Here is a 24,006-nt window from a genome sequence, read left to right on the forward strand (position 1 = left end):
CCTCCGCAGGCGGGTGGGCCGACAACCTGTAAATGCCACGCTGCAGCCATTATCTTCGAGCAATGGATATGCCCATGGACACATCGCTCAGCCTCGCCCGCGGCAAGGCCGCTCCCGTTCCGCCGATTGGCGTCGTTCGCGTTGCAGACGACAAGGCGATGCTGCGTGCCGCCGCCGACCTGACGCGCGACCTCGTGAAGCCGCGGCCCGCGGTGTATTGGGGCGACCTGATCGCGTCGATGGTGCTGGGCTATGGCGCGCTGTTCGTAGCGGCAACGAGCGACTCGACGGCGGTCGCGGTGATCGCCGCGATAGTGTCCGTGCTCGGCTTGTATCGCGGCCTGAGCTTCATCCACGAAGTCAGCCACATGAAGCATGCGTCGGTGCCGAACTTCCGGCTCGGCTGGAACATCTTGGTCGGCGTGCCGATGATGACGCCGTCGTTCATGTATGAGGGCGTGCACAACCTCCACCATGCCAAGACGCGCTATGGCACGGTCGAGGATCCCGAATATCTGCCGCTCGCGCTGATGAAGCCGTGGACGTTGCCGCTGTTCATCGTCGTGTCCGCACTGGCGCCAATTGCGCTGATTGTCCGGTTCGCGATCCTGTCGCCGTTGTCGCTGCTGTCGCCGAAGCTGAGGACGATAGTGGTCGAGCGCTATTCCGCGCTGGCGATCAACCCGCAGTTCCGCCGTCGCGCGCCGGAAGGCGAGGCCAAGGCCTATTGGAACCGCCTCGAGATCGCAGCGAGCCTGTGGGCTATCACGCTGATCGCGATCACGGTGACGGGCGTGCTGCCGTTGCGCGCGTTCCTGACGATCCTCGGCGTGGCGTCGGCGTTCGCGGTGCTGAACCAGGTGCGTACGTTGGTCGCGCATCTGTGGGAGAATGACGGCGAGCCGATGACGGTGACCGCGCAGTATCTCGACACGGTCAACGTGCCGCCGCCGGCGTTGCTGCCCGCGCTGTGGGCGCCTGTCGGTCTGCGCTATCATGCGCTGCATCACCTGCTGCCGGGACTGCCATATCACGCGCTCGGTGAGGCACATCGGCGGATTTCGGCGGAGCTGGATGCGATGTCGCCGTATCACAAGGCGAGCTATCCGGGATTGCCGGGGCTGGTGAGCAAGATCGCCCGCAGCACGATGGTTAGGCGCTAGGAGAAAGTGTTTGTTGGCTGGTGAGCAAGATCGCCCGCAGCACGATGGTTAGGCGCTAGGAGAAAGTGTTTGTTCCCCCGCGGAGGCGGGGGTCCAGACTGGGCTCCCGCCTTCGCGGGAGAACACCGCCTCCGCTCTATTCCTCGGACCGGATCAGCACTGCTTCCCCGATAAGGAAGAACAGCAGAAACGGCGCCCACGCGGCGAGAAACGGCGGATAGGCCCCAAGATTGCCCATCGCCAACGCAAAATTATCTGCGACGAAGAACGCAAACCCTAGTCCCATCCCGATCACCGCGCGCACGAACAGCTTGCCCGAGCGCGCGATACCGAACGCCGCGACCGCCCCCAGCAACGGCATCAGCACCGACGACAGTGGCCCCGACAGCTTGTGCCACAGCGAGCCCTCGAGCGCCTTGGTCGGCCGTCCTGCATCGGACAGATCGCCGATCGCCGCCTTCAACGCGGCGAACGACAGCCCATCCGCATCGACGCTCGCCAGCGTGAACTGATCGGGCCGTACGTCCTTCGCGATCACGATCGAGCCGAGGTTGGTGACGGTACCACGCGCCACATCGAACCGCGTCGCAGGTTCGACAAGCCAGCCACCACCGGCGCGCTTGCCGTGATCGGCACGCAGGATCGCGACGAGGTTGCCACCGGTACGATCGTACAGCGTGATCCCACCCAGCCGTGTCGCATCGCCGCGCCCGCGGATCTGATTGACCTCGATCAAGTCGTCGCCATCGCGGACCCACACGTTGGCGCGGTCGCCGCGATCGATCGGCAGCTTGCCGTAATTTACCTTCTGCCACTGGTTCAGCGTCGCGGTCGAACGCGCCACGACCCGGTCGTTGAACGCGAAGCTGATCACCGCGACACCGAGGCTCGCCACCAACAACGGCGCGAGCACCTGATGCGCGGACAGCCCCGAGCCCTTGAGCGCGACAATCTCGCTGTTCTGGTTCATCGTGATCAGCGTCAGGATCGTGCCCAGCAGCACCGAGAAGGGCAGGAACCGCGACACGATCTGCGGCACGCGCAGCGCGACATATTGCCAGACCTGCGCGTCGCCATTGCCGGGATAGGCAAGGATATCGCCCGACTCGCTCAGGAGGTCGAGCGCCTGGAGCACCAGCACCAACGCCGCGAGTACGGCGAACGTCCGCACTAGGAACATCCGCCCCATGTAGATCGCGACCGTGCGCGACGGGAAGAAGCTGACGGTTTTCATGCGGTCTTGCTCGTCTGCGACTTGGGCCGGAAGCCCGGAATGCGCTTGGTGATTGCCTTGAACGTCTTCGAGAACACGCGTTCGAGCGCGCCGATCGGTTGCCCGCCTGGCACATAGGCGATGGTGTAATACATCCACAGGATCAGCCCGGCGAAGATCGTGAACGGCACCCACAGCGCGATGATCGGGTCGATCCGGCCAAGCTCGCCGACGTCTGCGGCATACTGGTTCACCTTGTGATAGGTGACGATCATCACGATCGACAGAAACACGCCCAGCGCGGACGAAGATCGCTTGGGCGGCACCCCGAGCGCCAGCGCGAGCAGCGGCAACAGGAACATCGTCGCGACCTCGGCGAGGCGGAAATGGAATTCCGACCGGCTGCCGTCGCGTTGCTCCAGCGTCGCGCCGCGCTGACCCTGTTTGGCCAGTTCGGGCAGCGTATATTCGAGATTGCGACCGCCGCGGCTGCGGAAGCTCTCGAACTTGGGCAGGTTGATCGGCAGGTCGTGGCTGGTGAAGGTCAGCACGCGCGGCGTCTTGAACTCGGGCTTGTCGTGGACGAGCGTGCCGTTGGCGAGGCGGAAGATGATGACGTTGGGATCGTCGGTCGCCAGGAACTTGCCCTTCTCCGCGGTGACGCCCAGCCAGTCGCCAGTCTGAGTCGATGCATGGACGAAAATGCCAGACAGCTCGCGGCCCTTGTCCTTGCTCTCCTCGATCCGCAGCGTCATCCGCTGGCCGAGATTGGTGAACTCGCCGACTTTGATCGATGCGCCGAGCGCACCCGTGCGTAGCTCGAACCGCAGGCCTTCGTAATAATAGCGCGCGATCGGCTGGACATAGCCGACGATCGCGAGGTTCAGCAGCGCCAGCGCGATCGTATACATGTACGGCACGCGCAGCAGCCGGTTGTAGCTCATGCCGACACCGCGTAGCACGTCCAGCTCTGACGAGGTCGACAGCCGCCGGAACGCGAGCAGGATGCCCAGCATCAGCCCGATCGGGATGCCAAGCCCCAGATATTCGGGCAGCAGGTTGGCGAGCATCCGCCACACGACGCTGATCGGCCCGCCTTGCGTCGCGACGAAATTGAACAGCCCGAGCATGCGATCGAGCACGAACAGCATGACGGCGATCAGCAGCGTTGAGAACAGCGGCACCGCGATCAGCCGGGCCATGTAGCGGTCGATGGATTTCATGCGCGGGTTGGGCTCGGTATGCTGGGTCGCGCGGGTATAGGGGCGGCAGGGCGGGGCGTCATCCTCAATCGCAACACGTCAGTGAACGATCATTCCGCGGCGATACGATCGGCTGCGGCGCGGCGATCTGCCGTCATTGCGGTGACGACCGCGCGTTCCAGGCCATTGAGTGTAAACGGCTTGCGCAACACCTCGTGCCCCCCGAACTGCGCGACGTTCACCTCGCCGGCAAAGCCAGTGACGAAGAGCACTGCGATATGCGGATAAAGCGGGGAGAGTGCGGCGATCATCTCGGGGCCGGTCTGGCGCGGCATCAGCACGTCGGAGATGATCAACCCGATCGCCGGGTTCGCCGCCAGCAGGGCAGGGGCAGCAAGCGGATCGTCGCAGCCAATCGGATGATGGCCGATCTCTTCCAGCGCGCCGGTCGTTGCCGCCAGCACGCGCGGATCGTCCTCGACCACCAGGATATGCAGCGTCTCCGGCATGCTCGGCGCGATTGGATCCACCGCTACCATCGGAACGGGGGGCAAAGGGAGTGTGCCCAAAGCGGCGGCGCGGGGGAGATAGAGCGTGACGGTCGTTCCCTCGCCCGGTGCAGAGACGATGCCGACTTCGCCGTGCAACTGCTGGACCAGCGCGAAGATCTGGCTCAGCCCGAGCCCCGTGCCCTTGCCGACTTCCTTGGTTGTGAAGAACGGTTCGAATACGCGCTCGGCGACGTCTGGTGCCATTCCGCAACCGTCGTCGCGGACCGTGATCGTCACATAATCGCCTGCCGCGCACCGCCCGACTTGCTCGGCTGCCAGGGTTGTCGTGCCGGTCGCGACCGTCAACATGCCGCGTCCGTTCATTGCGTCGCGCGCGTTGACCGCGAGGTTGAGGACGGCGTTCTCCAACTGGACGCGGTCGGCGCGGACGCAGCCGCCGGCCGCATCGTCACGGACGATGATCATGATCGCGTCGCCCAGGGTGCGATCGAGCAGGTCCGACATCCCGGCGACCAGCGCGGCGGCGTCGATCGTCTCGGCCTTCAGCGAATCCTCGCGGCTGAAGGCGAGCAGGCGACGGGTCAATGCGGCGGCTCGGTTCGCGCCTTCGGTAGCGCTGTCGATGTGCCGGCGCGCAGCCAAAGGATCGGCGGCGACGCTGCGCCGGGCAAGCTCCAGGCCGCCCAGCACCACCGCTAGCATATTGTTGAAGTCGTGCGCGATCCCGCCGGTGAGCTGGCCGACGGCTTCCATCTTCTGGATCTGGCGTAACTTGGCTTCCTGCACGCGCAATTCGGCGGTGGCGGTGGCGACTGCGGCGGTCAGCTCGTCGGCACGCTCGCGTTCCAGTTCGGCGTCGGCCTGCGCGACCGCGCGATCGCCAACCGCGCGGATCGTGAACCAGCCCAGCAGGATCGCGCCCAGCACGATCAGCACGCCGAACACCGCGAGTACCCCCGCGACCCAGCTGGAGCGCTCGACCGATCCCAATGCCGTTGCAGTCCGGTCGTCCAACAGCGCGCGTTCGCGGGCAATGAGCGTGTCGAGAGTCGTGTTGATCTCGGCGAGGGTCGGCGATTTCCGCGCCTGGTAATAGCGCGCGAGCGCTTGCCCGTTCTTGCCGTAACTCGTGTTGAGTGCAGTCAGCGACAATTCCCGGCCGCGCGAATCATAGGCCGTGCGGAGCCGGTCGACTCGCGGTTGCTGCTCGGGATTGTCGTTGGTGATCCGGTCGAGACGATCGATCTGCGTACCGGCCAGCAGCCATTCGTCGAAATACAATTGGCCGAGCTGCTTGTCGCCGCTGATCACGTAGCGGCCGAGCGACGCCTCCGACTGAGCAATCGTGCCCGACAGCGTACGGGCCAGGATCATCACGTCGTAGCTGTGAGCTTGCAGTTCCAACGCGCGGTCGCGCTGGCGATTGGCATTCCCGAGCGTCACGATCAGCGCGATAAGCACGGCGGCGCCGAGCAGTCCCATCACGACCAGCATGATGACCCGCCAGGTCGCTCCGCCCCCCAGGGCCGCGGTCTGGACCTCGCTTCGCATCACCAGGCCATCCTAACGCGTCGTTGCTCCCGCGCAATGATTTCGCGAGCGGCTACAGATGGTATCACGCACCTGTCTTTATCCTCACCTGCAAGGGGAGGTGGCAGCCGCAGGCTGACGGAGGGGTATCGCGCTATCGACAGGCCGACACCCCTCCGTCTGGCAAGAGCCAGCCACTTCCCCTTAGAGGGGAGGATCAAGTATCAGCCGATCACACCCAAGGCACGCCCTGCGGCCTCGAACATCCCGAGGATCGTCGTGATCTGCTCGTCCGTATGCTCCGCACACAGCGAGCAGCGCAGCAGGAACGTCCCCGCAGGCGTCGCGGGCGGGCGCGCCATGTTCACGTACAGCCCGCCCTCAAGCAGCGACTGCCAGATCGCGATCGCCTGTTCCTGGTCGGTCAGGATCACCGCGATGATCGCCGAATCCGACGTCTCCGTGCCCAGCTTGAAGCCCATCGCCTTCAGACCGCCGTGCAACCGGCGCGCATTCTTCCAGAGCTGCGCACGCTTGTCGTGCGCCGTCATCAGCTTGCGGATCGAGGTCGCGGCGGTCGCGACCACCGACGGCGGCAGCGAGGCGGTGAAGATGTACGGACGGCACGCAAACCGGACCATCTCGAACTTGGGATGGTTCGACACGACGAACCCGCCGACCGTGCCGACCGACTTCGAGAAGGTGCCGACGACGAAATCGACCTCGTCGGTCAGCCCCATCTCCTCGTACACGCCGCGCCCATTGGGGCCGAAGAACCCCATCGAATGCGCCTCGTCGACCAGCACCATCGCGCCATGCTTCTTGGCGACTGCGACCATCTCCTTCAGCGGGGCGATGTCGCCGAGCATCGAATAGACGCCTTCGAGCACTACCAGCTTGCCAGCTTCCTTCGGCAGCCGGCCGAGCCGCTTGTCGAGATCGGTAACGTCGTTGTGTCGGAAGCGGACGATCTCGGCATTGCCCTGCTTGCAGCCGTCGTAGATCGATGCGTGGCTGTCGGCGTCGAGGATGACGTATTCGCCCTTGCCGGCGAGCGTCGAGATGATCCCGAGATTGGCCATGTACCCGGTCGAGAACACGATCGCGCCGGTCACGTCGTAGAATTCGCGGAGCGCCTGTTCTACGTCGATATGATCGTGGAACGTGCCGTTGAGCATTCGGCTGCCGTTGGTGCCCGAGCCGAACGCGTCGAGCGCATCCTTGCCCGCCTGGATGACGTCGGGATCGAACGTCATGCCCATGTAATTGTAGGTGCCGAGCAGGATCGTGTCCTTGCCGCGGATCACCGCCTGGGTTGGGCCCTTCACCTCGTCCATGACGATCGCGAACGGATTGCGCACGCCACTAGCGATCAGCGCCTCGCGTTCGGCGATAAGCGCGTCGAATTTCGACATCAGGTCGCGTTCGGGGGCGACCTCTGGAGCGTCGGCGGGGAGGGCGTGGGCGGTGGTGGCGGCTTCGGTCATATCGGATTCCATGAGGTTGGAATGTGTCGTCTTTCCCCCCACCCCGTTCGGGCTGAGCGAAGTCGAAGCCTCGCCTCACGGGGCCACCCTTCGACTTCGCTCAGGGCGAACGGGGAGGGTAGTGTTAGGCGGTCTTCAACTTCGCGACCGCGTCGACCAGCTGGCCGACCGTCTCGATCTCGGCCTGCATGTTCATCGTGATGATGATGTCGAACTCGTCCTCGATCGCGGCGACGAAATCCATGACGGTCAGGCTGTCCCATTCCAGGTCGCCCTGGAACGTCGTCGCATCGGTGAGCGGGGCGTTCTTCTTGTTGAACGGCTCGATCTGCGCGGTGACGGTGTCGTAGATCTGCTGGCGGTCGCTCATGATAATCCCTTCGGTGTCGCAGCGATCCCTGACAGGGAATTGCGGCGGCTTTTCGGCGCTATAGCAGCCCGGCGGCGCGATACCACGCCGCGGTTTGCGCGAGTGCCTGCGGGGTCGGGACGGACGGCGTCCACAGCGCGGCCGGCGGCGGCTTGTGCGAGACCCAGTCGGGGTGGCAGAAATAGCTGACCCGGTCGCGCGTGAGCTTGGCCTTGCTGCGACGGACGAGCCGGTCGGCGGCGGACGCGACCTTCAGGAGTGCGCGGGGTGTCGAGAACACCTTGACCGGCTTGCCCACGGCCACGCCGATCGCGCGTGCGAAGTCGCGGTTGTCCCAGCCGTTCGGCACCCCGTCGTCGGGCTCCATGATAGACGGCGCGTCAGCACTCTCGGCGAGCGTGAGCAACAGCGTGGTCAGGTCCTCGACATATAGGAGCGAGACGCGCGTGCCTGCCGGGGGCATCGGCAGATACCCCGACCGTGCCGCCTTGAAGAGATCGAGAATATCATGATCGCGCGGACCAAAGATCGCGGGTGGACGGACGATGGTCCAGTCCAACCCCGATGTCTGGACGCGCGTCTCCGCCTCGGCCTTCGACCAGCCGTAGTTCGACAGCGTCGGCTCGCGTGCGGCGAGCGAGGAGACGTGGACGAAGCGGCGACTGCCGGCCGCTCGCGTCGCCTGAAGGATGCCTTCGGTTCCGGCGACGTTACCCTCGGCAAAGCCCGCCCGATTGGCCGCGTTGACGACACCGGCGACGTGGATCACCACGTCCGCGCCTTCGACCAAGGTCGCGAGGCTCTTGGGGCGATCGAGTGCGCCTTCGATCCAGGTCACGCCGATGCGCTTGGCCTGCGGCTTCCGCGCGAGCGCACGGACGGTGTGCCCGGTCTCCAGCGCGTGGTCGATCAGGTGGCTGCCGACGAACCCGGTGCCGCCCGTGATGGCGAGAATCATGAGCCCATTCCCCAGACAGAAGCTTGTTCACCCGCGAAGGCGGGTGCCCAGACTGGGCACCCGCCTTCGCGGGTGAACAATGCTTGGCCGATCATACGAGCGCCAGATGATTGCGGTGCACAAGCGCGGATCTTGGAGCATACCCAAGGATCGCCGCATGATCGTCGCTATGGCGACCAAGCAGACGCGCGGTGTCGGCCGCATCATATTCTGCAAGTCCCCGCGCGACCGTCCCGTTTGGTCCTTCGATCGTGACCAGATCGCCGCGCATGAAGCCGCCATCGATTCGAGTCGCGCCCGTGGCGAGCAGACTCCGACCCTGGCCGAGCGCAGACGCAGCCCCCGCATCGACATGGATCGCACCCTTCGCGGTAAGCCCCCCCGCAAGCCAGGCCTTCCGTGCAGACGCCGTCCGCTCAGCCGTAAAGATCGTATGACGGGCAGGGGTCGACAGCGGATGCTCGATCCGCCCCGACGCTATCACCAGCGGAATGCCTGCTCCGGTCGCGATCCGTGCCGCGGCGATCTTCGAGGCCATGCCACCCGATCCCATGCCCGAGCCCGACCCGTCGTCCGCCATCCCCGCCACCGCATCGATCCGCGGCACGCTGGCGATATGAGTCGCGGACGGATCGGTATGCGGGTTGGCGGTGTAGAGCCCGTCGACGTCGGACAGCAGGATCACGCCCTGCGCGCCGGCGGCCTGCGCGACGCGGGCAGCAAGGCGGTCATTGTCGCCGAACCGGATTTCCTCGGTCGCGACGCTGTCGTTCTCGTTGATGACCGGTACGACCTTCAGCGACAGCAGCCGGTTGAGCGTCGCGGCGGCGTTGAGATAGCGGCGGCGGTCTTCGAGATCATCCAGCGTGACAAGGATCTGCGCCGCGTTGAGATTTTGCGCTGCGAGGAGTTCAGCCCAGACCTGACTGAGCGCGATCTGGCCGGTGGCGGCGGCGGCCTGTGCGTCCTCGAGACTTGCCCGGCCGCCCTTGGGGAGACCTAGACGCCGAGCGCCGAGCGCGATCGCGCCAGACGAAACGATGGCAACCTGCTGGCCTTCGCTAGTCCGGGCGGCAATGTCAGCGACTAAGCCGGTCAGCCACTCCCGCCGAACGCTCCCATCCGGATCGACCAGCAACGCCGACCCGATCTTCACGATCAGCCGCGCACAAGACGAAGGCGGAAACATCACGCATTCCCCTCCCGCTTGCGGGAGGGGTTAGGGGAGGGGTGGGCGTGACCTGTCGGCAAGAAAGCCCTCCCCCGACCCCTCCCGCAAGCGGAAGGGGAGAAATCTGGAACCGTCCCTCTTCCCGCAGGGGAGAGGGCCAAGACGGTGCCTACAGCGGCGACCATGCGACCGGCACTTCGCCTTCTTCCAGTTCCTTCGCCGCGCCCGCCGCCGGCCCGATCGCCTCGATCAGCTGGTCCAGCACCGCCTCGATGCCAGCGCCGCTCGCGCCTGAAATCGCCATAACCTCGGCCCCGCTGGCTTCCGCCAGCTCCGCCGACAGCGCCGCGATCAGTTCCGGATCGAGCATGTCGATCTTGTTCAGCGCGACGATCACCTTCTTGTCGGTGAGCCCCTCGCCGTAATTCTCCAGCTCGTCGCGCACGATCCGGTACGACTCGCCGACATCGGCGTCGTTCGCATCGACCAGATGCAGCAGCACCCGGCACCGCTCGATATGCCCGAGGAAACGGTCGCCGATCCCCGCACCTTCGGCAGCACCCTGGATCAGCCCCGGAATATCCGCGACCACGAATTCGCGCTGCTTGTGCCGCACCACGCCCAGCTGCGGGCGGGTGGTGGTAAAGGCGTACTCGCCGACCTTGGCCTGCGCGTTCGTCACCTGGTTGATGAAGGTCGACTTGCCCGCATTCGGCAGGCCGACGAGGCCCGCGTCGGCGAGCAGCTTCAGCCGCAGCCAGACCCACGCCTCGCCGAACGGCCAGCCGGTGCCGTGCTGGCGCGGGGTGCGGTTGGTCGACGTCTTGTAGCTCGCGTTGCCGCGCCCGCCATCGCCGCCGCGGAACAGCACTTCGCGCTGGCCGACCTCGGTGAAGTCGATCAGTACCTCTTCTTTGTCCTCCGACAGCACCTGCGTGCCGAGCGGGACGCGGATGACGAGGTCCTTGCCGCCTGCGCCGGTGCGGTTCGAGCCCGATCCGCCCGAGCCGCGTGGCGCGCGGAAATGCTGCGTGTAGCGGAAGTCGATCAGCGTGTTCAGGCCGGCGATGCATTCGAACACGATGTCGCCGCCCTTGCCGCCATTGCCGCCGTCGGGGCCGCCATATTCGATATATTTCTCGCGGCGGAAGCTGACGGCACCGGGGCCGCCCTCACCCGAACGTACGTAGATCTTGGCTTGGTCTAGAAAATGCATCGCCGCCCCATAGCGAAATTGGCGAAAATCGCCACCCTCTGCGATTCGGCTCCCGATTTGCTCTCTGGTTCGAGCGTGTCAGCAGCGAGGAGGGGTGGCAGCGTCCTTGCTCGCGAGCAGTGCGTCGAGCGCCAGTTCGCGTGCCTTGCCGACCGGCAGCCCGAGCGCGCGCGCCATTGGTGCCCCCATCAGCGCATCGCCGAGCGCCATCAGCACCAGCGTCAGAGTCTGTTCCTGGATCGGCTGGTCGCCGGGCATGTCGCCCTCCGCGAGCTCGTCGACCAAGTCATGGATCGCGGTGAGAATCGGGTCGAGCGCATCGGTGTTGCCCGACAAAATCATCCAGCTCGCCAGCGCGCCCGCGCCCCCTTTGCCGAACGCGTCGAAGGTCATCTCCACCACCTCGCGCGGATCCAGCTCGCCCGCCCGCACGCGCAGCACCGCGGCGCCGATTGTGCCGACGATGTCCGCCGCCATCCGCGTGATCAACGCGGTATGCAGCGCCTCCGCCGAGCCGAAATGGTGGAGCAGATTGGCGTGCGTACGCCCGACGCGACCTGCAACCGCCTTCAACGTGACCGCGCTGGGGCCGCTCTCGACGAGCAGCGCGCGCGCGGCCTCGACGGCGGCTTCGCGCGATTCGGTAGGGGATAGGCGCTTGCGCGGAGTTGACGTCACGGACCGGGAAACCTATTTACATCAATGTAAGTAACGAGTGTTCATTCCTGTTTGGAGGTTTCCGTGGCGAAAGCAACCACGCCTGCCGATCTGACGATCACCCCGCGCGACCGCCGCTTTGGCCGCGGCGCCGATATCCGTCGCTGGTGGCTGAACGACGATCCCGTCGCGACCGCGTTTTACAACGCGCTGTCGGTGACGTTTCCCAAGGGCGAGGGCTATTTCGTCGACAGCGTCCGTAAGTTTCGCGAGGGCACGCCGCCGAAGCTCCACGCCGAGATCAACGCCTTCATCAAGCAGGAGGTAATCCACACCCGCGAGCACGTCGCCTTCAACCGCCACGTCACCGACCAGGGCTATGACGTCGCGCCGTTGATGGCCGATGTCGATGCGCAGTTGGCGATCACCAAGGACAAGCCTGAGATCGCCAGCCTCGCCGCGACCACCGCGCTCGAGCATTTCACCGCGATGCTGGCGCACGAACTGATCGCCAATCCGAAGCACCTGGCGGGTGGCGACGAACAGGCGGCAGCATTGTGGCTCTGGCACGCAGCCGAGGAGATCGAGCACAAGGGCGTCGCCTACGACACCTGGCTGCACGCGACTCGTGACTGGCCGCGACTGCTGCGGTGGCGGATCAAGTCGAAGGTGATGCTGATCACGACTTGGCGCTTCTTCACCGGGCGTGCGCGCGGAATGGTGGAACTGCTGCGGCAGGACGGGCTGACCGGACCGCGCGTGTGGGCGCGGATGGCGTGGTACGCGTTCGGCAATCCGGGGATGGCGCGGAAAGTTGCGGGTGTGTGGGCAGCGTATTTCCTGCCGGGCTTCCACCCATGGAAGCACGACGATCGCGCGCTGATCGGGCTGGCGGAGAGCGAGTATGAAGCGGCGGTGCTGCCGGTGGCGAAGCGGGTGGTGGCGGTGGCCTAAGTCCGGACTCCCGGCTTCTATCTCCCCTCCTAGTTCTCCCGCGAAGGCGGGAGCCCAGGATACCAAATGACACCGCCCGTGATTCCTGGACCCCCGCCTTCGCGGGGGAACAGTTAGTGAAGAGCAACTGCCCGCCTAAACATACACCCCACCCCGGCGAAGGCCGGGGCCCAGTTGGAAAGGTTGCAGTAACGGAGGGATATCCTCTGTTAGAGACGTCCCCCAACTGGGCCCCGGCCTTCGCCGGGGTGGCGTACCTTTAGAGGGTAGCGAATCTCCGACTTACGCCGCCAAAGGCATCGGCGCACATCGGTCGTCATCCAGATCCAGCTCGAACATCACCGCCGGCGCCTCGCCACCCCGCCCGCGCGACGTCCGCGCCTCGACCCGCCCGGTCGGCCGAAACCCGAGCTTCGCCAACACGCGCCCGGACGCCGGGTTATCGACGAAATGAAACGCATCCAGCCGCCGCAAGCCCAGGGCGTGCCGCGCCATCGCCACCACCGCCTCGCCAGCCTCGGTCGCATAACCGCGACCCCAGGCGTCAGGCGCCAGCCAATAGCCGAGCTCATGGCCCGCATCCGCCGCGCGGATATCGATCCCGCCAACGAGTCGCGGTGCGCCCGCTTCCATCGTCTCGATCATGAAATGTGGGTCGTGCGGCCCACGCGGCTGCGCCAGAAACGCCTCGGCGTCCCCCAGCGCATACGGCCAAGGCGCTCGCGCCAGCTTCGCGACCACCGACTCATGGCCGATCGCCCGCGCCAATGCGGGCGCATCTTCCGGCCAACCCGGCCGCAACGTCAGTCTCTTGGTGCGCGCGAACACGGCTCTCTCCTATCGCGTCGTTGGCTGCGCGCATGCCACGTCGGGATGACGGGACCGCGACAGCCGCGTGGAGGGAGCAATAAAAAAGGGAGCCGGGGTGACCCGTCTCCCTTGTTCAGGTTCGCTTTCGCGACCCGGGTCACCCTGGTGGGCAACCCGGATGGTTACCCGATGTTATTCGGCTGCTACCGGCATCTCTGCCGTGTCGTTCGCTGCCAGCTCGACCGAGCAGAATTTGCGCCCGAGTTTGCCCTGGCTGAACACGACGCGGCCATCGACCAGCGCGAACAGCGTGTGGTCGGTACCGATACCGACGTTCGTGCCTGGGTAGAACTTCGTCCCGCGCTGACGCACGAGAATGTTGCCGGCGACGCACGCCTGGCCACCGAACTTCTTGACGCCGAGACGACGACCGGCCGAATCGCGACCGTTGCGCGAAGAGCCGCCTGCTTTCTTATGTGCCATCTAAAGCTACTCCTTATGCCTGAGCGGCGGGGGCGGTGTCGCCCTCGTTGCTCTTTGCAGTCTGGCCGCCGACCGACACGATCTTCAGGATCGTATGCTGCTGGCGATGGCCGTTCTTACGACGATAGTTATGACGACGACGCTTCTTGAAGACGATGACCTTGTCCGCCTTCGCCTGCGCGATGATCTCTGCAGCGACGACGAAGCCCTCGACGGACCGCAGCTCCGAGCCTTCGCCCGCCAGCAGAACGTCACCAAGCGTCACTGACGCACCTGCATCGCCCTCGATCTTCTCGATGACGATCTTATCTCCGGCGGCGACGCGATACTGCTTGCCGCCCGTGCGCACGACTGCGAACATGGCCCTTGTCACTTTCCAAATACATGTGCCCCACGAACGCAAGGTCCGCCGGGAGAAGCCGGGCAGCTAAGGGAGGGGGGCAGAGTTGTCAACCGCGAAGGGGCGCGGGAGGGTGGTAAAGATGGAGAGCGTGGTGTCGTCTACCGCACCGTCCCCAAATTGTTTCCCGGCGAAGGCGGGGACCCAGACCGAACTGCTGCCTTCGCGGGAGAACAAGCGTCTTTAGGCGACGGCGCGATTCGCCTCAGTGCCGGTGAACCTGCCGCAGCGCGTACCGGCCATCCGCATAGTCGCTGAACAACCCCGAGATCGCCGGATGATCGACCGGCTCGTCGCTATCGTCCGGCACCAGATTCTGCTGGCTCACATACGCGACGTAGCTCGACTCCATGTTCTCCGCGAGCAGATGGTAGAACGGCTGATCCTTGCGCGGACGGATATCCTCCGGAATCGCCGCATACCATTCGTCGCTGTTCGCGAACACGGGATCCACATCGAAGATCACCCCGCGAAAATCGAACAGCCGGTGCCGCACGACGTCGCCAATCGAGAAATTCGCATGCGAGATCGGCGGCGCGACCACCTCGACGGGGATGAGCGGGCTGGTGATGTCGTGAGCGATACTGTCGTGTCGGGGCATATCCGCCAATTTAGGGTCTGTTTTGCGCCGCACAAGGAAAACGCGCGAGCTGGAGCCCGCAACCCCGAAATCCGCTTGCGTCCCTTGGGGCACTTCATTAGAGGCCGCGCTTCGACCGATCGGAGGGACTGTTCGCAGCACCTTGGATGACCTGCGGAGAGGTGGCAGAGTGGTCGAATGTACCGCACTCGAAATGCGGCGTACCCGCGAGGGTACCGTGGGTTCGAATCCCACCCTCTCCGCCATTATTTGCTGACATCGCTGGATACATCGCCCTTGCTGGGGCCCCATGTCCGTGCGTGAACTCGCGCTTCGCGTGGCTAAGGCCGCGTGGTTAAAGCTGCAGAAACTCTGCTCTTTCGGCGGTTCGACAAGAATGGGTCGTAGCGCATGCCCCACAGTAACGGGGGAAGCGTGATGAAGACGATGGTACAGGCAGGCGTAAAGGCAGGCATCATGGCAGGGGCCGCGCTGCTCGCGAGTTCGGGATCTGCCGGCGCACAGAATTTCGCCTATTGGCCAGCGCCGGTGACGGCCGCTGCGAGTCCGGCGTTGATGTCGTATTTCCCGATGGGAACGCCGCTGACGCTCCGGTCGCGCACGCGGGTGTCGACCAAGATGAACGCGCCGGGCGACCGTCTCTATTTGGAAGTGGCGGAGAGCCTGTCATACCGCGGCCAAGTCGTGATCCCCGCAGGGTCGGTCGCCGTTGCCGAAGTCGCATCGGTGCAGCGCAACGGGCATTTCGGCAAGAAGGGCAAGCTGGAGATCCGGCTGCTCTATATCGATACGCCCAACGGTCCGGTCCGGTTGAGCGGTCAGGCGAACGACGAGGGGACCAGCGGAACGATCACTTCGGTCGCGACGATCATGTTTGCGTCGGCGCTGGGCTTTCTCGTGCACGGGACGAGCGCGCAATTGCCGCCGGGCACCGTCGTTCGCGCCTATCTCGCGGAAGATCTAAGGTTCGCGGTCCAGCCATGGCAGCAGGTCGCGGCGACGCAGGTCCGTCCCGACATGGCGCCCGCCATGGCCCAGCCCGCGCCAGCGACTTTCGAGCAAGGCGCGCTGACGGGGCAGGCGATCGCATCGGCGCGGCGCTGACATCGGGGTGACATCGGAGCGACCTCGGCTCGATGGCTGATCCTATGCCGGCCGGGGGGGGGGCGTGATTAAATCCTCCTCCGCCAGGGGGAGGCGCCTAGGGCGACGGAGGGGGAGGGCGTGACACGCGTGAGCGTGACCTCTCTCGTCCGTTTGGCACGCGCGAACTTCCCACCAAGTGCAATGCGCCTGTCTGTCGTCATCGATGCATGAACGGCGCGGCAAACACCGCCAGGTTACGGATCCGCCAAGTATAACGAAGTATAGATGCAGCAACGAATTGCGCCGGACAAGCAAACGCCCGGACCGTTGCCGATCCGGGCGCCTGCGTGACGATCGCTCGTCAGCCCCCATTTTTGTGCTTCCGCTCTGCACTTGCGTGCGGCGTAAAAGCAGTCCCCGAACCACGGCCGTTGCCTGTGTCTCAGCGAGGTTTTTGCTAGTTATGTTGCCGGGATTTGTCACGGTGTTTGCGCGTGCTGCGGCACGATTGAATACGCCCTGTGGCGATTACGCAACATACCAATCTAGCCATCTGCGAGAGCATACCCACGACGCTGCCATCTCCGCTCCCTTCCATTTCGCGCGTGTTGCCTCGCGCGGGGCCGCGTCCTAGAGCCGCAGGACTGTTTCCCTAACGATCGAACCCGGCTGCCCATGATCCTGTCCCGCTACGAACGGATGATAGCCCGCCGCTATCTGCTGCCGGGCAAAGGCGAGGCGTTCATCTTCCTCGTCGCCTCGATCAGCCTGGTCGCGGTGATGCTCGGCGTCGCCGCGCTCGTCATCGTGATGAGCGTGATGAACGGCTTCCGCGCCGAGCTGTTCGACAAGATCGTCGGGCTCAACGGCCATGCGGTGGTGCAGGGCGTCGGCGGCAAGCTGCCCGACTGGCGCGAGATCGTCGCGCAGGCCCGCGCGACCCCCGGCGTGACCAGCGCGGTGCCGCTGATCGAACAGCCGCTCGCCGCCACCTATAACGGGCGCGCTGAGGCGGTGCTGGTCCGCGGCATGCGCGTCGACGACATCCGCCGCAATTCGACGATCCAGAACAAGATCGTGATGGGCTCGCTATCGTCGATCACGCAAGGCAGCGGCCGGATCGCGATCGGCTCGCGACTGGCAGAGTCGCTCGGTGCGCAGGTCGGCTCGGAGATTTCACTGTTCAGCCCGCAGGGGCAGACGACGCCGTTCGGCACCGTGCCGCGGATCGTCAGCTACACCGTCGGGGCGATCTTCGAGATCGGCGTCTACGATTACGACAAGGCGTATATCATCATGCCGATCGAGGACGCGCAGACGCTCCTCCTGATGGGCGATGCGGCGGGCATGGTCGAGATCAAGACGGTGAACGCGGACAAGGTCGGCGAGATCCTCAAGCCGCTCGCCGACAAGATCGGCGGGCAGGCGATCATCCAGGACTGGCGGACGATGAACGCGCAGCTGTTCGAGGCGCTGGCGGTCGAGCGTGTCGCGATGTTCACCGTGTTGTCGATCATCATCCTCGTCGCGGTGTTCAACATCCTGTCGTCGCTGATCATGCTGGTCCGCGCCAAGACGCGCGACATCGCGATTTTACGCACGATGGGTGCGACGCGCGGCTCGATGATGCGGATTTTCATCGTCGTCGGCACCACGATCGGTGCGCTCGGGACGCTGGCGGGGCTCGTGCTCGGCTTCATCTTCCTGTTCTACCGGCAGGGGGTGGTGAACTTCGTCCAGCTCGTCACCGGTCAGAATTTGTGGGATCCGTCGATCCGCTATCTGACCGAACTCCCGTCGAAGACCGACCCCGTCGAGATCGTCGTGATCGCGGCGATGGCGTTGATCTTCAGCTTCCTCGCGACGCTCTATCCGGCCTGGAAAGCGGCGAGTACCGACCCCGTGCAGGTGCTGCGTTATGAATGAAGGCCTCCGAATCGACCGCCAGATCGAGCGCATGGACGATTACGTCCTCCAGACCAGCGGGCTGACCAAGAGCTTCACGCAAGGCGGCGCGACCATCGACGTGCTCCGCGGCGTCGACCTCGCGATCGCACCGGGCGAGATCGTCGCGCTGCTCGGGCCATCGGGCTCGGGCAAGTCGACGCTGCTGCAAGCCGTGGGTCTGCTCGAGGGGGGCTTTCAGGGATCGATCAAGATCGCCGGCACCGAGGCCTCGAAGCTGAACGCGCATGAGCGCACGGTCGTCCGCCGCGACAGCCTCGGCTTCGTCTACCAGTTCCACCACCTTCTCCCCGATTTCAACGCGACCGAGAATGTCGTGCTGCCACAGCTCGTCCACGGCGCCACCCGCGCCGAGGCGGATGCGCGGTCGGCGGAATTGTTGACCCAGCTCGGGCTGGGTCACCGCCTGACGCATCGCCCGAGCCAGCTCTCCGGCGGCGAGCAGCAGCGCGTCGCGGTGGCGCGTGCGCTCGCCAACAAGCCTGCGCTGGTGCTGGCGGACGAGCCGACCGGCAATCTCGACGAGCATACCGCGGACATCGTCTTCGCCGAATTCGTCCGTCTGGTCCGCGAGCAGGGGACGGCGGCGCTGGTTGCGACGCACAACGAACGACTGGCAGCGCGCATGGACCGCGTATTCCGGCTGCACGAGGGACGGCTGGCGTGAGCTGGGGTGAGACGCCGACGCTCACCGGGCGTCACGTCACGCTCCGCCCTTTGGTCGCCGACGACATGGACGCGCTGGTCGCGGCAGCGTCGGCGGACAATCTCTGGGACACATTCTACGCCAACGTCGCGATGATGAAGGCGCCGGACCGCTGGCTCGGGGCGGGGTTGCGCGAGCAGGACTTCGGCCGGGCGCGACTGTTCGCGGTCGTCGCCGACGGGACCGTCGTCGGCACCACGCGCTTCATGCGGATGAACGAGGGTAACAAGCGGCTCGAGATCGGCGGCACCTTCTATGCCAAGGCGGTGCAGCGCACCGGCGTCAACACCGAGGCCAAGCTCATGCTGCTGACCCACGCCTTCGATGCGCTGAGTTGCGAATGCGTCCAGATCCGCACCGACTCGCTCAACAAGAATTCGCAGCGCGCGATCGAACGCCTCGGTGCTAAGCGTGACGGCGTCCTGCGCGGGCACCAGGTGATGGCCGACGGCCGCTTGCGCGACACCGTCGTCTACAGCATCCTCCGCCACGAATGGCCCGGCGTACGTCAGAACTTGGCGCATTTGCTGGCCCGACACGAGGACCGCCCATGACCGCGATCACCGACTTCACCGTAAAGACCGCCGACGGCACCGCAGCGTCGCTAGAGCCGTATCGCGGCAAGGTGCTGCTGATCGTCAACACCGCCTCGAAATGCGGCTTCACACCGCAATATGATGGCCTCGAAGCGCTGCACCGTGATTATGCCGATCGGGGTTTCGAGGTGCTAGCGTTTCCGTGCAACCAGTTCGGCGGGCAGGAGCCGGGGGATGCAGCGGAGATCGCGAACTTCTGCACGCTGACCTACGACGTGACGTTCCCAGTCTTCGCGAAGGTGGATGTGAACGGGGCAGGGGCGGACCCGCTGTTCGACCGCCTGAAGTCGGACGCCCCGGGCGTGCTGGGGTCGAAGGCGATCAAGTGGAACTTCACCAAGTTCTTGGTCGATCGCGACGGCACCGTCCTCGACCGCTATGCCCCAACGACCAAGCCCGAGGACATCCGTAAGGATATCGAGAAGCTGCTTTAAAACGATTTGCTTCCACCCCGGCGAAGGCCGGGGCCCAATTGGGGGACGGCGATGAAGACCGCCGCGCTTCGTTACTGCAACCTCTCCAATTGGGCCCCGGCCTTCGCCGGGGTGGTGCGCGCTTAGTGGCGGCGGACATCAGCCCAAGAATGTTCCCCCGCGAAGGCGGGGGTCCAGACTGGACTCCCGCCTTCGCGGGAGAACACTTACGCGGTCACTGAAAACGCCGGCGCGCCCTTCTTATGCGCCAGCGCGGAAGCAACCGAAGTAACCCCACCAAACAAGAAGCTAATCCCCAGCACATACCCCGGCAACGTCAACGCCGACCAAGGCAACGTCGCCAGCACGATCACCGCCAGCACGACGTTCACCACACCCAGCGCAATCATCAGCCCCTTACCGCGCCGAAACCGCGCCCCAAGCCCGATCTCCAACGCCCCACGCACACCAAGCCAAACAGCGATCAGCAACGTGAGCGAGATCGCGCCCGTCGCAGGCTCGAACGCCATGATCAGCCCGATCACCAGCGACACCAGCCCGAACCCGATCGCATAGCCGCGCCCTTCATGCCCCTTGCCGGCAAACCCCGACACGATCGACACGATTCCGGCCGCGATGAAGGATGCCCCGATCACCAAAGTCGCGGCATAGGTCGCGGAAAACGGCGAAGCGAAGGCCATGATCCCGAGCACCACCGACAGCACGCCATAGGCCAGGATCCACCCCCAGCCGGCCCCCGCACGAGGCGTCCCCGCAGCCGTCGTTTCAGTATCGGCAAAGTGCCCGCGTGGATCGGTCATGTAGAATGCTCCCAGAAGTCCCCGCCGCAACGGCTCGTCGTGTCCACAGTTCCGATCGGACTCAACGACGCTGGTCGAATCACGCCGCAGCGCCTACCTCTGGTCGATGCATTCCGGTTACGTCCCCCTCCGCGTTTTCTCCTGCTACACCATGCTCGACGGCGCCATCGATCCGAAAGCGATCGCCAAGCAGGCACGCGCACTGGGCTTCCCCGCCGCCGCGCTGACCGATCGCAACGGGCTCTACGCCGCGATGGCCTATTCGGACGCTGCCAAGAAGGGCGGCGTCCAGCCGATCATCGGCGTCATGCTCGGCGTCGGCCGCCCCGACATGCCCGACGGCGTCGCGACGCAGTTCGACTGGCTCGCGCTCTATGCGCAAAATATGACCGGCTACGACAATCTCTGCGCGCTCGTCTCGATGGCGCATCTCGACCGCCCGATCGAGATGCCCGCGCATGTCGACTTCGCCGCGCTCGAACGCCACACCGACGGTCTGATAGCCTTGACCGCAGGCGGCGAGGGCGGCCTCGCCCGGCTGTTCGCGGAAGGCCAGCCCGACCGCGCCCGCGCCTATCTCGATCGTCTCCAGGGGCTGTTCGACGACCGCCTCTACATCGAACTCTCGCGCCGTAACGACGCGATCGAGATGGCGGCCGAAAACGACCTCATCGACATCGCCTATGAGCGCAACCTGCCACTCGTCGCAACCAACCCCTGCTGCTTCACCGAGAGCGCGTTCGGCGACGCGCACGACGCCATGCTCTGCATCGCGCACTCGACCTATGTCGAGACCGAGGACCGCATCCGCAGCTGCCCCGAAGCCTGGATGAAGCCCGCGCCGGTGATGCACGAGATGTTCGCCGACCTGCCCGAGGCGATCACCAACACGCTAGTCGTCGCACAGCGCTGCGCGGTGATGGCGCCGTATCGCAAACCGATCCTCCCTAGCCTCGCCGGCGATATCGAGGGCGAGGCCAAGCTGCTCCGCGACGACGCCGAAGCCGGCCTTGAAGCGCGTCTAGCCCGCATCACCGAACTCCACGGTGAAGGCGAGGATGGCTGGCGCGAGGTGTATCGCAAGCGCCTCGCGTTCGAAGTCGACGTGATCGTCCAGATGGGCTTCCCCGGATACTTCCTAATCGTCGCCGACTTCATCAAATGGGCGAAGGACCACGACATTCCCGTTGGCCCGGGCCGTGGTTCGGGCGCCGGCTCCGTGGTCGCCTGGTCGCTGACGATCACCGATCTCGATCCGATCAAGCTCGGCCTGCTGTTCGAGCGCTTCCTCAACCCGGAACGCGTGTCGATGCCCGATTTCGACATCGATTTCTGCGAAACAAGACGCGTTGAAGTGATTCGATACGTCCAGGAGAAATACGGCCGCGATCAGGTCGCGCAGATCATCACCTTCGGGAAGCTGAAGGCACGCGCCGTGCTAAAGGACACTGGCCGCGTGCTGCAGATGAGCTACGGCCAGATCGATCGCCTCGCCAAGCTGGTACCGAACCACCCGACCGACCCCTGGACGCTGGAGCGCGCGCTCAATGGCGTCGGCGAGCTGGCGAAGGAATACGCCAACGACAACGGCGTCCGGAAACTGCTCGATCTGGCGATGAAACTGGAGGGCTTGCCGCGTCACTCCTCCACGCACGCCGCCGGCGTGGTGATCGGTGACCGGCCCTTGGCGCAGCTCGTGCCCCTCTACCGCGATCCGCGTTCCGACATGCCCGTCACGCAGTTCGACATGAAATATGTCGAGGGCGCGGGCCTCGTAAAGTTCGATTTCCTCGGGCTGAAAACGCTGTCGGTGCTCCAGAAGGCGGTCCAGCTGCTCGCCAAGCGCGGCGTGACGGTCGATCTCGAGGCGCTCGAATGGGACGATTCGGGCGTCTACGCGCTGCTGCAAAAGGGCGACACCGTCGGCGTGTTCCAGCTCGAGTCGGAGGGCATGCGTCGCACGCTGTCCGCCGTCCGCCCGTCCAATTTCGGCGACATCATCGCGCTCGTGTCGCTCTACCGACCGGGCCCGATGGACAACATCCCGTCGTTCGGCCGCCGCAAGAACGGCACCGAGGCGATCGACTATCCGCACCCGCTGCTCGAACCGATCCTGTCGGAGACCTACGGGATCTTCGTCTACCAGGAACAGGTCATGCAGGCCGCCCAGGTGCTCGCCGGCTTCTCGCTCGGCGGCGCCGATTTGCTGCGCCGCGCGATGGGCAAGAAGGTGAAGGCCGAGATGGACGCGCAGCGCGCGGGCTTCGTCGAGGGCTGTCTCACCGTCAACGGCATCAAGAAGGCCGAGGCGAACGCGCTGTTCGACTTGATCGACAAGTTCGCCGGCTACGGCTTCAACAAGAGCCACGCCGCCGCCTACGCGCTGCTCGCCTACCAGACCGCATGGCTGAAGGCGCACCACCCGCACGAATTCTTCGCGGCCTCGATGTGCTACGACCTGCACCAGACCGACAAGCTCGCGATCTTCACCGACGATATGCGCCGGCTGGGAATCACGGCGCTACCGCCCTGCATTAACGCGAGCCAAGCGGAGTTCGATGTCGAGGTTCTGCCCGACATCGACCTTGCACCCGAACCAGAAGCTTGTTCACCCGCGAAGGCGGGTGCCCAGACTGGGTCCCCGCCTTCGCGGGGAAACAATCTTGCTGTCCGTTATGCACTCGGCGCACTGAAATCCGTCGGCGAAGGCGCAATGGAGAAGCTCATCGTCGAGCGCGTCCAGAACGGTCCGTTCGCCGGTCTCGACGATCTCGCCAAGCGCGTCGACCCGCGCCTGCTCAACAAGCGCCAGCTCGAAACGCTCGCCGCCGCTGGCGCGTTCGACGGCCTCGACCCGAACCGCGCCGGCATCCACGCCACCGCCGAGACGATTCTCGCGATCGCCGCGCGCACGCACGAACAGAAGACCAGCGGGCAGGGCGGCCTGTTCGGTGACGCCGAGCCCGCGGGCGACGCGATCAAGCTCCCCCCCTCGGTCCGCTGGACGCTCAGCCAGCGCATGGACCAGGAAAAGGAGGCGTTCGGCTTCTATTTCTCCGCGCACCCGGTCGATCGCCATCGCCACATCGCCAACAGTCACGGCGCGCGCGCCTATACCGCGTTGTCGGAGCTCAACATCCCCGACGACGGCAGCCGCGCCGGCGCGACGATGGCGGTGCTGGTCGAGGACGCGCGCTACCGAACCTCGGCACGCGGCAAGCGCTTCATGATGGCGCAATGCTCAGACGCCAGCGGCCAGTTCATGGCGACCTGCTTCGACGAACAGGTCTCGAAGGACCTCGAAGAGGCAGCCAAGGCCGGCGGCTGCGGCCTCATCACCGTCGAACTCGACCGCAAGCCCGGCGAGGACACGCCTCGCGTCAGCATCAAGCGTATCCAGCCGTTCGAGGGCCTCGCCAACCTCGCGCGCTTCCAGGTGGTCGTGACGATCTCCGAGATGACGGCGTTCGCCGGCCTCGCCTTGCTGCTCGCCGAACATCGCGGCGCGCGCGGCGAGGTCCGGGTCCGCGCGCAACTCCCTGATGGCGAAGTCTGCATCCTGCTCGGTCGCGACTTCCTGCTCGACGGAGAGCTTGTCGAGCACATCGAGTCGTTGCACGGTGTCGCCAAGGTCGAGATGAAGACCTCGGAAACGAGGCTCGCTCTGGTCGGATAACAGCTTGGGAGAGCGC

The 24,006-nt window shown here is 65.2% G+C and carries 22 protein-coding genes and 1 tRNA gene; 9 read left to right on the plus strand and 14 right to left on the minus strand.

The window, feature by feature from the left end; translation table 11 throughout:
- Window positions 1–74: 74 nt before the first annotated feature.
- Window positions 75–1,163 (plus strand): fatty acid desaturase, encoded by a 1,089-nt coding sequence (locus tag C8J40_RS06115; protein WP_132896214.1) that lies wholly within the window; start codon window positions 75–77, stop codon window positions 1,161–1,163.
- 136 nt (window positions 1,164–1,299) lie between these two features.
- Here C8J40_RS06115 and lptG read toward each other — a convergent pair whose 3' ends face one another.
- From lptG to C8J40_RS06160, 9 genes are all read right to left on the minus strand, one after another.
- Entirely contained in the window at window positions 1,300–2,397 is a 1,098-nt protein-coding gene (lptG, locus tag C8J40_RS06120) for an LPS export ABC transporter permease LptG (RefSeq protein ID WP_132896215.1), read from the minus strand.
- Entirely contained in the window at window positions 2,394–3,599 is a 1,206-nt protein-coding gene (lptF, locus tag C8J40_RS06125) for an LPS export ABC transporter permease LptF (protein ID WP_207894149.1), read from the minus strand. The genes lptG and lptF overlap by 4 nt, the downstream gene beginning before the upstream one ends.
- An 89-nt stretch (window positions 3,600–3,688) precedes the next feature.
- On the minus strand, window positions 3,689–5,641 hold the full coding sequence (locus C8J40_RS06130) for an ATP-binding protein (RefSeq protein ID WP_132896286.1): 1,953 nt from the start codon (window positions 5,639–5,641) through the stop codon (window positions 3,689–3,691).
- Between the two features lie 203 nt (window positions 5,642–5,844).
- Window positions 5,845–7,107, minus strand: a complete 1,263-nt coding sequence (locus C8J40_RS06135; RefSeq protein ID WP_132896216.1) for an aminotransferase class I/II-fold pyridoxal phosphate-dependent enzyme — start codon at window positions 7,105–7,107, stop codon at window positions 5,845–5,847.
- 124 nt (window positions 7,108–7,231) lie between these two features.
- Window positions 7,232–7,477: an acyl carrier protein gene (locus C8J40_RS06140; RefSeq protein WP_132896217.1), complete on the minus strand. Its 246-nt coding sequence runs from the start codon at window positions 7,475–7,477 to the stop codon at window positions 7,232–7,234.
- Window positions 7,478–7,535: 58 nt separating this feature from the next.
- Window positions 7,536–8,435, minus strand: a complete 900-nt coding sequence (locus tag C8J40_RS06145) for an NAD(P)-dependent oxidoreductase (RefSeq protein ID WP_132896218.1) — start codon at window positions 8,433–8,435, stop codon at window positions 7,536–7,538.
- A gap of 91 nt (window positions 8,436–8,526) precedes the next feature.
- A complete protein-coding gene (gene proB / locus C8J40_RS06150; RefSeq protein WP_132896219.1) occupies window positions 8,527–9,624 on the minus strand; it encodes a glutamate 5-kinase in 1,098 nt (365 codons plus the stop codon).
- A gap of 151 nt (window positions 9,625–9,775) precedes the next feature.
- Entirely contained in the window at window positions 9,776–10,822 is a 1,047-nt protein-coding gene (gene obgE / locus C8J40_RS06155; RefSeq protein ID WP_132896220.1) for a GTPase ObgE, read from the minus strand.
- A 78-nt stretch (window positions 10,823–10,900) separates the two neighbouring features.
- Entirely contained in the window at window positions 10,901–11,500 is a 600-nt protein-coding gene (locus tag C8J40_RS06160) for a TetR/AcrR family transcriptional regulator (protein ID WP_132738097.1), read from the minus strand.
- 63 nt (window positions 11,501–11,563) lie between these two features.
- Here C8J40_RS06160 and C8J40_RS06165 point away from each other — a divergent pair, with 63 nt between their 5' ends.
- The gene (locus C8J40_RS06165; protein WP_132896221.1) at window positions 11,564–12,433 is read left to right on the plus strand and encodes a metal-dependent hydrolase; all 870 of its coding nucleotides are present in this window, start codon (window positions 11,564–11,566) and stop codon (window positions 12,431–12,433) included.
- Between the two features lie 282 nt (window positions 12,434–12,715).
- Here C8J40_RS06165 and C8J40_RS06170 read toward each other — a convergent pair whose 3' ends face one another.
- The 4 genes from C8J40_RS06170 to hspQ all read right to left on the minus strand — a co-directional run bounded on the left by C8J40_RS06170 (window position 12,716) and on the right by hspQ (window position 14,727).
- Complete coding sequence (locus C8J40_RS06170; protein ID WP_243693228.1) at window positions 12,716–13,261, minus strand: GNAT family protein; 546 nt, start codon at window positions 13,259–13,261, stop codon at window positions 12,716–12,718.
- 174 nt (window positions 13,262–13,435) lie between these two features.
- The gene (gene rpmA, locus C8J40_RS06175) at window positions 13,436–13,726 is read right to left on the minus strand and encodes a 50S ribosomal protein L27 (protein WP_132738101.1); all 291 of its coding nucleotides are present in this window, start codon (window positions 13,724–13,726) and stop codon (window positions 13,436–13,438) included.
- A gap of 13 nt (window positions 13,727–13,739) precedes the next feature.
- Window positions 13,740–14,087: a 50S ribosomal protein L21 gene (gene rplU, locus C8J40_RS06180; protein ID WP_107963253.1), complete on the minus strand. Its 348-nt coding sequence runs from the start codon at window positions 14,085–14,087 to the stop codon at window positions 13,740–13,742.
- Between the two features lie 244 nt (window positions 14,088–14,331).
- Window positions 14,332–14,727: a heat shock protein HspQ gene (gene hspQ, locus C8J40_RS06185; protein WP_132738318.1), complete on the minus strand. Its 396-nt coding sequence runs from the start codon at window positions 14,725–14,727 to the stop codon at window positions 14,332–14,334.
- Between the two features lie 155 nt (window positions 14,728–14,882).
- On the opposite strand from hspQ, the gene C8J40_RS06190 reads away from it, so the two are divergent.
- The 6 genes from C8J40_RS06190 to C8J40_RS06215 all read left to right on the plus strand — a co-directional run bounded on the left by C8J40_RS06190 (window position 14,883) and on the right by C8J40_RS06215 (window position 19,514).
- Window positions 14,883–14,972: transfer RNA gene (locus C8J40_RS06190), tRNA-Ser, on the plus strand.
- Between the two features lie 172 nt (window positions 14,973–15,144).
- Window positions 15,145–15,831 carry a hypothetical protein gene (locus C8J40_RS06195; protein ID WP_132896222.1) on the plus strand — a complete coding sequence of 229 codons (687 nt, stop codon included), beginning with the start codon at window positions 15,145–15,147 and terminating at the stop codon, window positions 15,829–15,831.
- A gap of 657 nt (window positions 15,832–16,488) precedes the next feature.
- Window positions 16,489–17,739 carry a lipoprotein-releasing ABC transporter permease subunit gene (locus C8J40_RS06200; RefSeq protein WP_132896223.1) on the plus strand — a complete coding sequence of 417 codons (1,251 nt, stop codon included), beginning with the start codon at window positions 16,489–16,491 and terminating at the stop codon, window positions 17,737–17,739.
- 31 nt (window positions 17,740–17,770) lie between these two features.
- The gene (locus C8J40_RS06205) at window positions 17,771–18,445 is read left to right on the plus strand and encodes an ABC transporter ATP-binding protein (protein WP_132896288.1); all 675 of its coding nucleotides are present in this window, start codon (window positions 17,771–17,773) and stop codon (window positions 18,443–18,445) included.
- Window positions 18,442–19,038, plus strand: a complete 597-nt coding sequence (locus C8J40_RS06210; protein ID WP_132896224.1) for a GNAT family protein — start codon at window positions 18,442–18,444, stop codon at window positions 19,036–19,038. Before C8J40_RS06205 ends, C8J40_RS06210 begins: the two co-directional genes overlap by 4 nt.
- Window positions 19,035–19,514 (plus strand): glutathione peroxidase, encoded by a 480-nt coding sequence (locus C8J40_RS06215; RefSeq protein ID WP_132896225.1) that lies wholly within the window; start codon window positions 19,035–19,037, stop codon window positions 19,512–19,514. Before C8J40_RS06210 ends, C8J40_RS06215 begins: the two co-directional genes overlap by 4 nt.
- 206 nt (window positions 19,515–19,720) lie before the next feature.
- Here the strand turns inward: C8J40_RS06215 and C8J40_RS06220 are convergent, their stop codons facing one another.
- Window positions 19,721–20,314 (minus strand): HdeD family acid-resistance protein, encoded by a 594-nt coding sequence (locus C8J40_RS06220; RefSeq protein WP_132896226.1) that lies wholly within the window; start codon window positions 20,312–20,314, stop codon window positions 19,721–19,723.
- 106 nt (window positions 20,315–20,420) lie between these two features.
- Between C8J40_RS06220 and dnaE the strand changes: the two genes are divergently transcribed.
- A complete protein-coding gene (gene dnaE, locus C8J40_RS06225) occupies window positions 20,421–23,990 on the plus strand; it encodes a DNA polymerase III subunit alpha (protein ID WP_132896227.1) in 3,570 nt (1,189 codons plus the stop codon).
- Window positions 23,991–24,006: the final 16 nt, after the last annotated feature.

The sequence above is a fragment of the Sphingomonas sp. PP-CC-3A-396 genome (genome assembly GCF_004343105.1).
GTDB lineage: Bacteria > Pseudomonadota > Alphaproteobacteria > Sphingomonadales > Sphingomonadaceae > Sphingomonas.

Excerpts from the sequence above, each read along its gene's own strand:
- C8J40_RS06115 (WP_132896214.1), top strand. The coding sequence starts at position 75 with ATGGACACATCGCTCAGCCTCGCCCGCGGCAAGGCCGCTCCCGTTCCG.
- lptG (WP_132896215.1), bottom strand. The coding sequence starts at position 2,397 with ATGAAAACCGTCAGCTTCTTCCCGTCGCGCACGGTCGCGATCTACATG.
- lptF (WP_207894149.1), bottom strand. The coding sequence starts at position 3,599 with ATGAAATCCATCGACCGCTACATGGCCCGGCTGATCGCGGTGCCGCTG.
- C8J40_RS06130 (WP_132896286.1), bottom strand. The coding sequence starts at position 5,641 with ATGCGAAGCGAGGTCCAGACCGCGGCCCTGGGGGGCGGAGCGACCTGG.
- C8J40_RS06135 (WP_132896216.1), bottom strand. The coding sequence starts at position 7,107 with ATGACCGAAGCCGCCACCACCGCCCACGCCCTCCCCGCCGACGCTCCA.
- C8J40_RS06140 (WP_132896217.1), bottom strand. The coding sequence starts at position 7,477 with ATGAGCGACCGCCAGCAGATCTACGACACCGTCACCGCGCAGATCGAG.
- C8J40_RS06145 (WP_132896218.1), bottom strand. The coding sequence starts at position 8,435 with ATGATTCTCGCCATCACGGGCGGCACCGGGTTCGTCGGCAGCCACCTG.
- proB (WP_132896219.1), bottom strand. The coding sequence starts at position 9,624 with ATGTTTCCGCCTTCGTCTTGTGCGCGGCTGATCGTGAAGATCGGGTCG.
- obgE (WP_132896220.1), bottom strand. The coding sequence starts at position 10,822 with ATGCATTTTCTAGACCAAGCCAAGATCTACGTACGTTCGGGTGAGGGC.
- rpmA (WP_132738101.1), bottom strand. The coding sequence starts at position 13,726 with ATGGCACATAAGAAAGCAGGCGGCTCTTCGCGCAACGGTCGCGATTCG.
- rplU (WP_107963253.1), bottom strand. The coding sequence starts at position 14,087 with ATGTTCGCAGTCGTGCGCACGGGCGGCAAGCAGTATCGCGTCGCCGCC.
- hspQ (WP_132738318.1), bottom strand. The coding sequence starts at position 14,727 with ATGCCCCGACACGACAGTATCGCTCACGACATCACCAGCCCGCTCATC.
- C8J40_RS06195 (WP_132896222.1), top strand. The coding sequence starts at position 15,145 with ATGAAGACGATGGTACAGGCAGGCGTAAAGGCAGGCATCATGGCAGGG.
- C8J40_RS06200 (WP_132896223.1), top strand. The coding sequence starts at position 16,489 with ATGATCCTGTCCCGCTACGAACGGATGATAGCCCGCCGCTATCTGCTG.
- C8J40_RS06205 (WP_132896288.1), top strand. The coding sequence starts at position 17,771 with ATGGACGATTACGTCCTCCAGACCAGCGGGCTGACCAAGAGCTTCACG.
- C8J40_RS06215 (WP_132896225.1), top strand. The coding sequence starts at position 19,035 with ATGACCGCGATCACCGACTTCACCGTAAAGACCGCCGACGGCACCGCA.
- C8J40_RS06220 (WP_132896226.1), bottom strand. The coding sequence starts at position 20,314 with ATGACCGATCCACGCGGGCACTTTGCCGATACTGAAACGACGGCTGCG.
- dnaE (WP_132896227.1), top strand. The coding sequence starts at position 20,421 with ATGCATTCCGGTTACGTCCCCCTCCGCGTTTTCTCCTGCTACACCATG.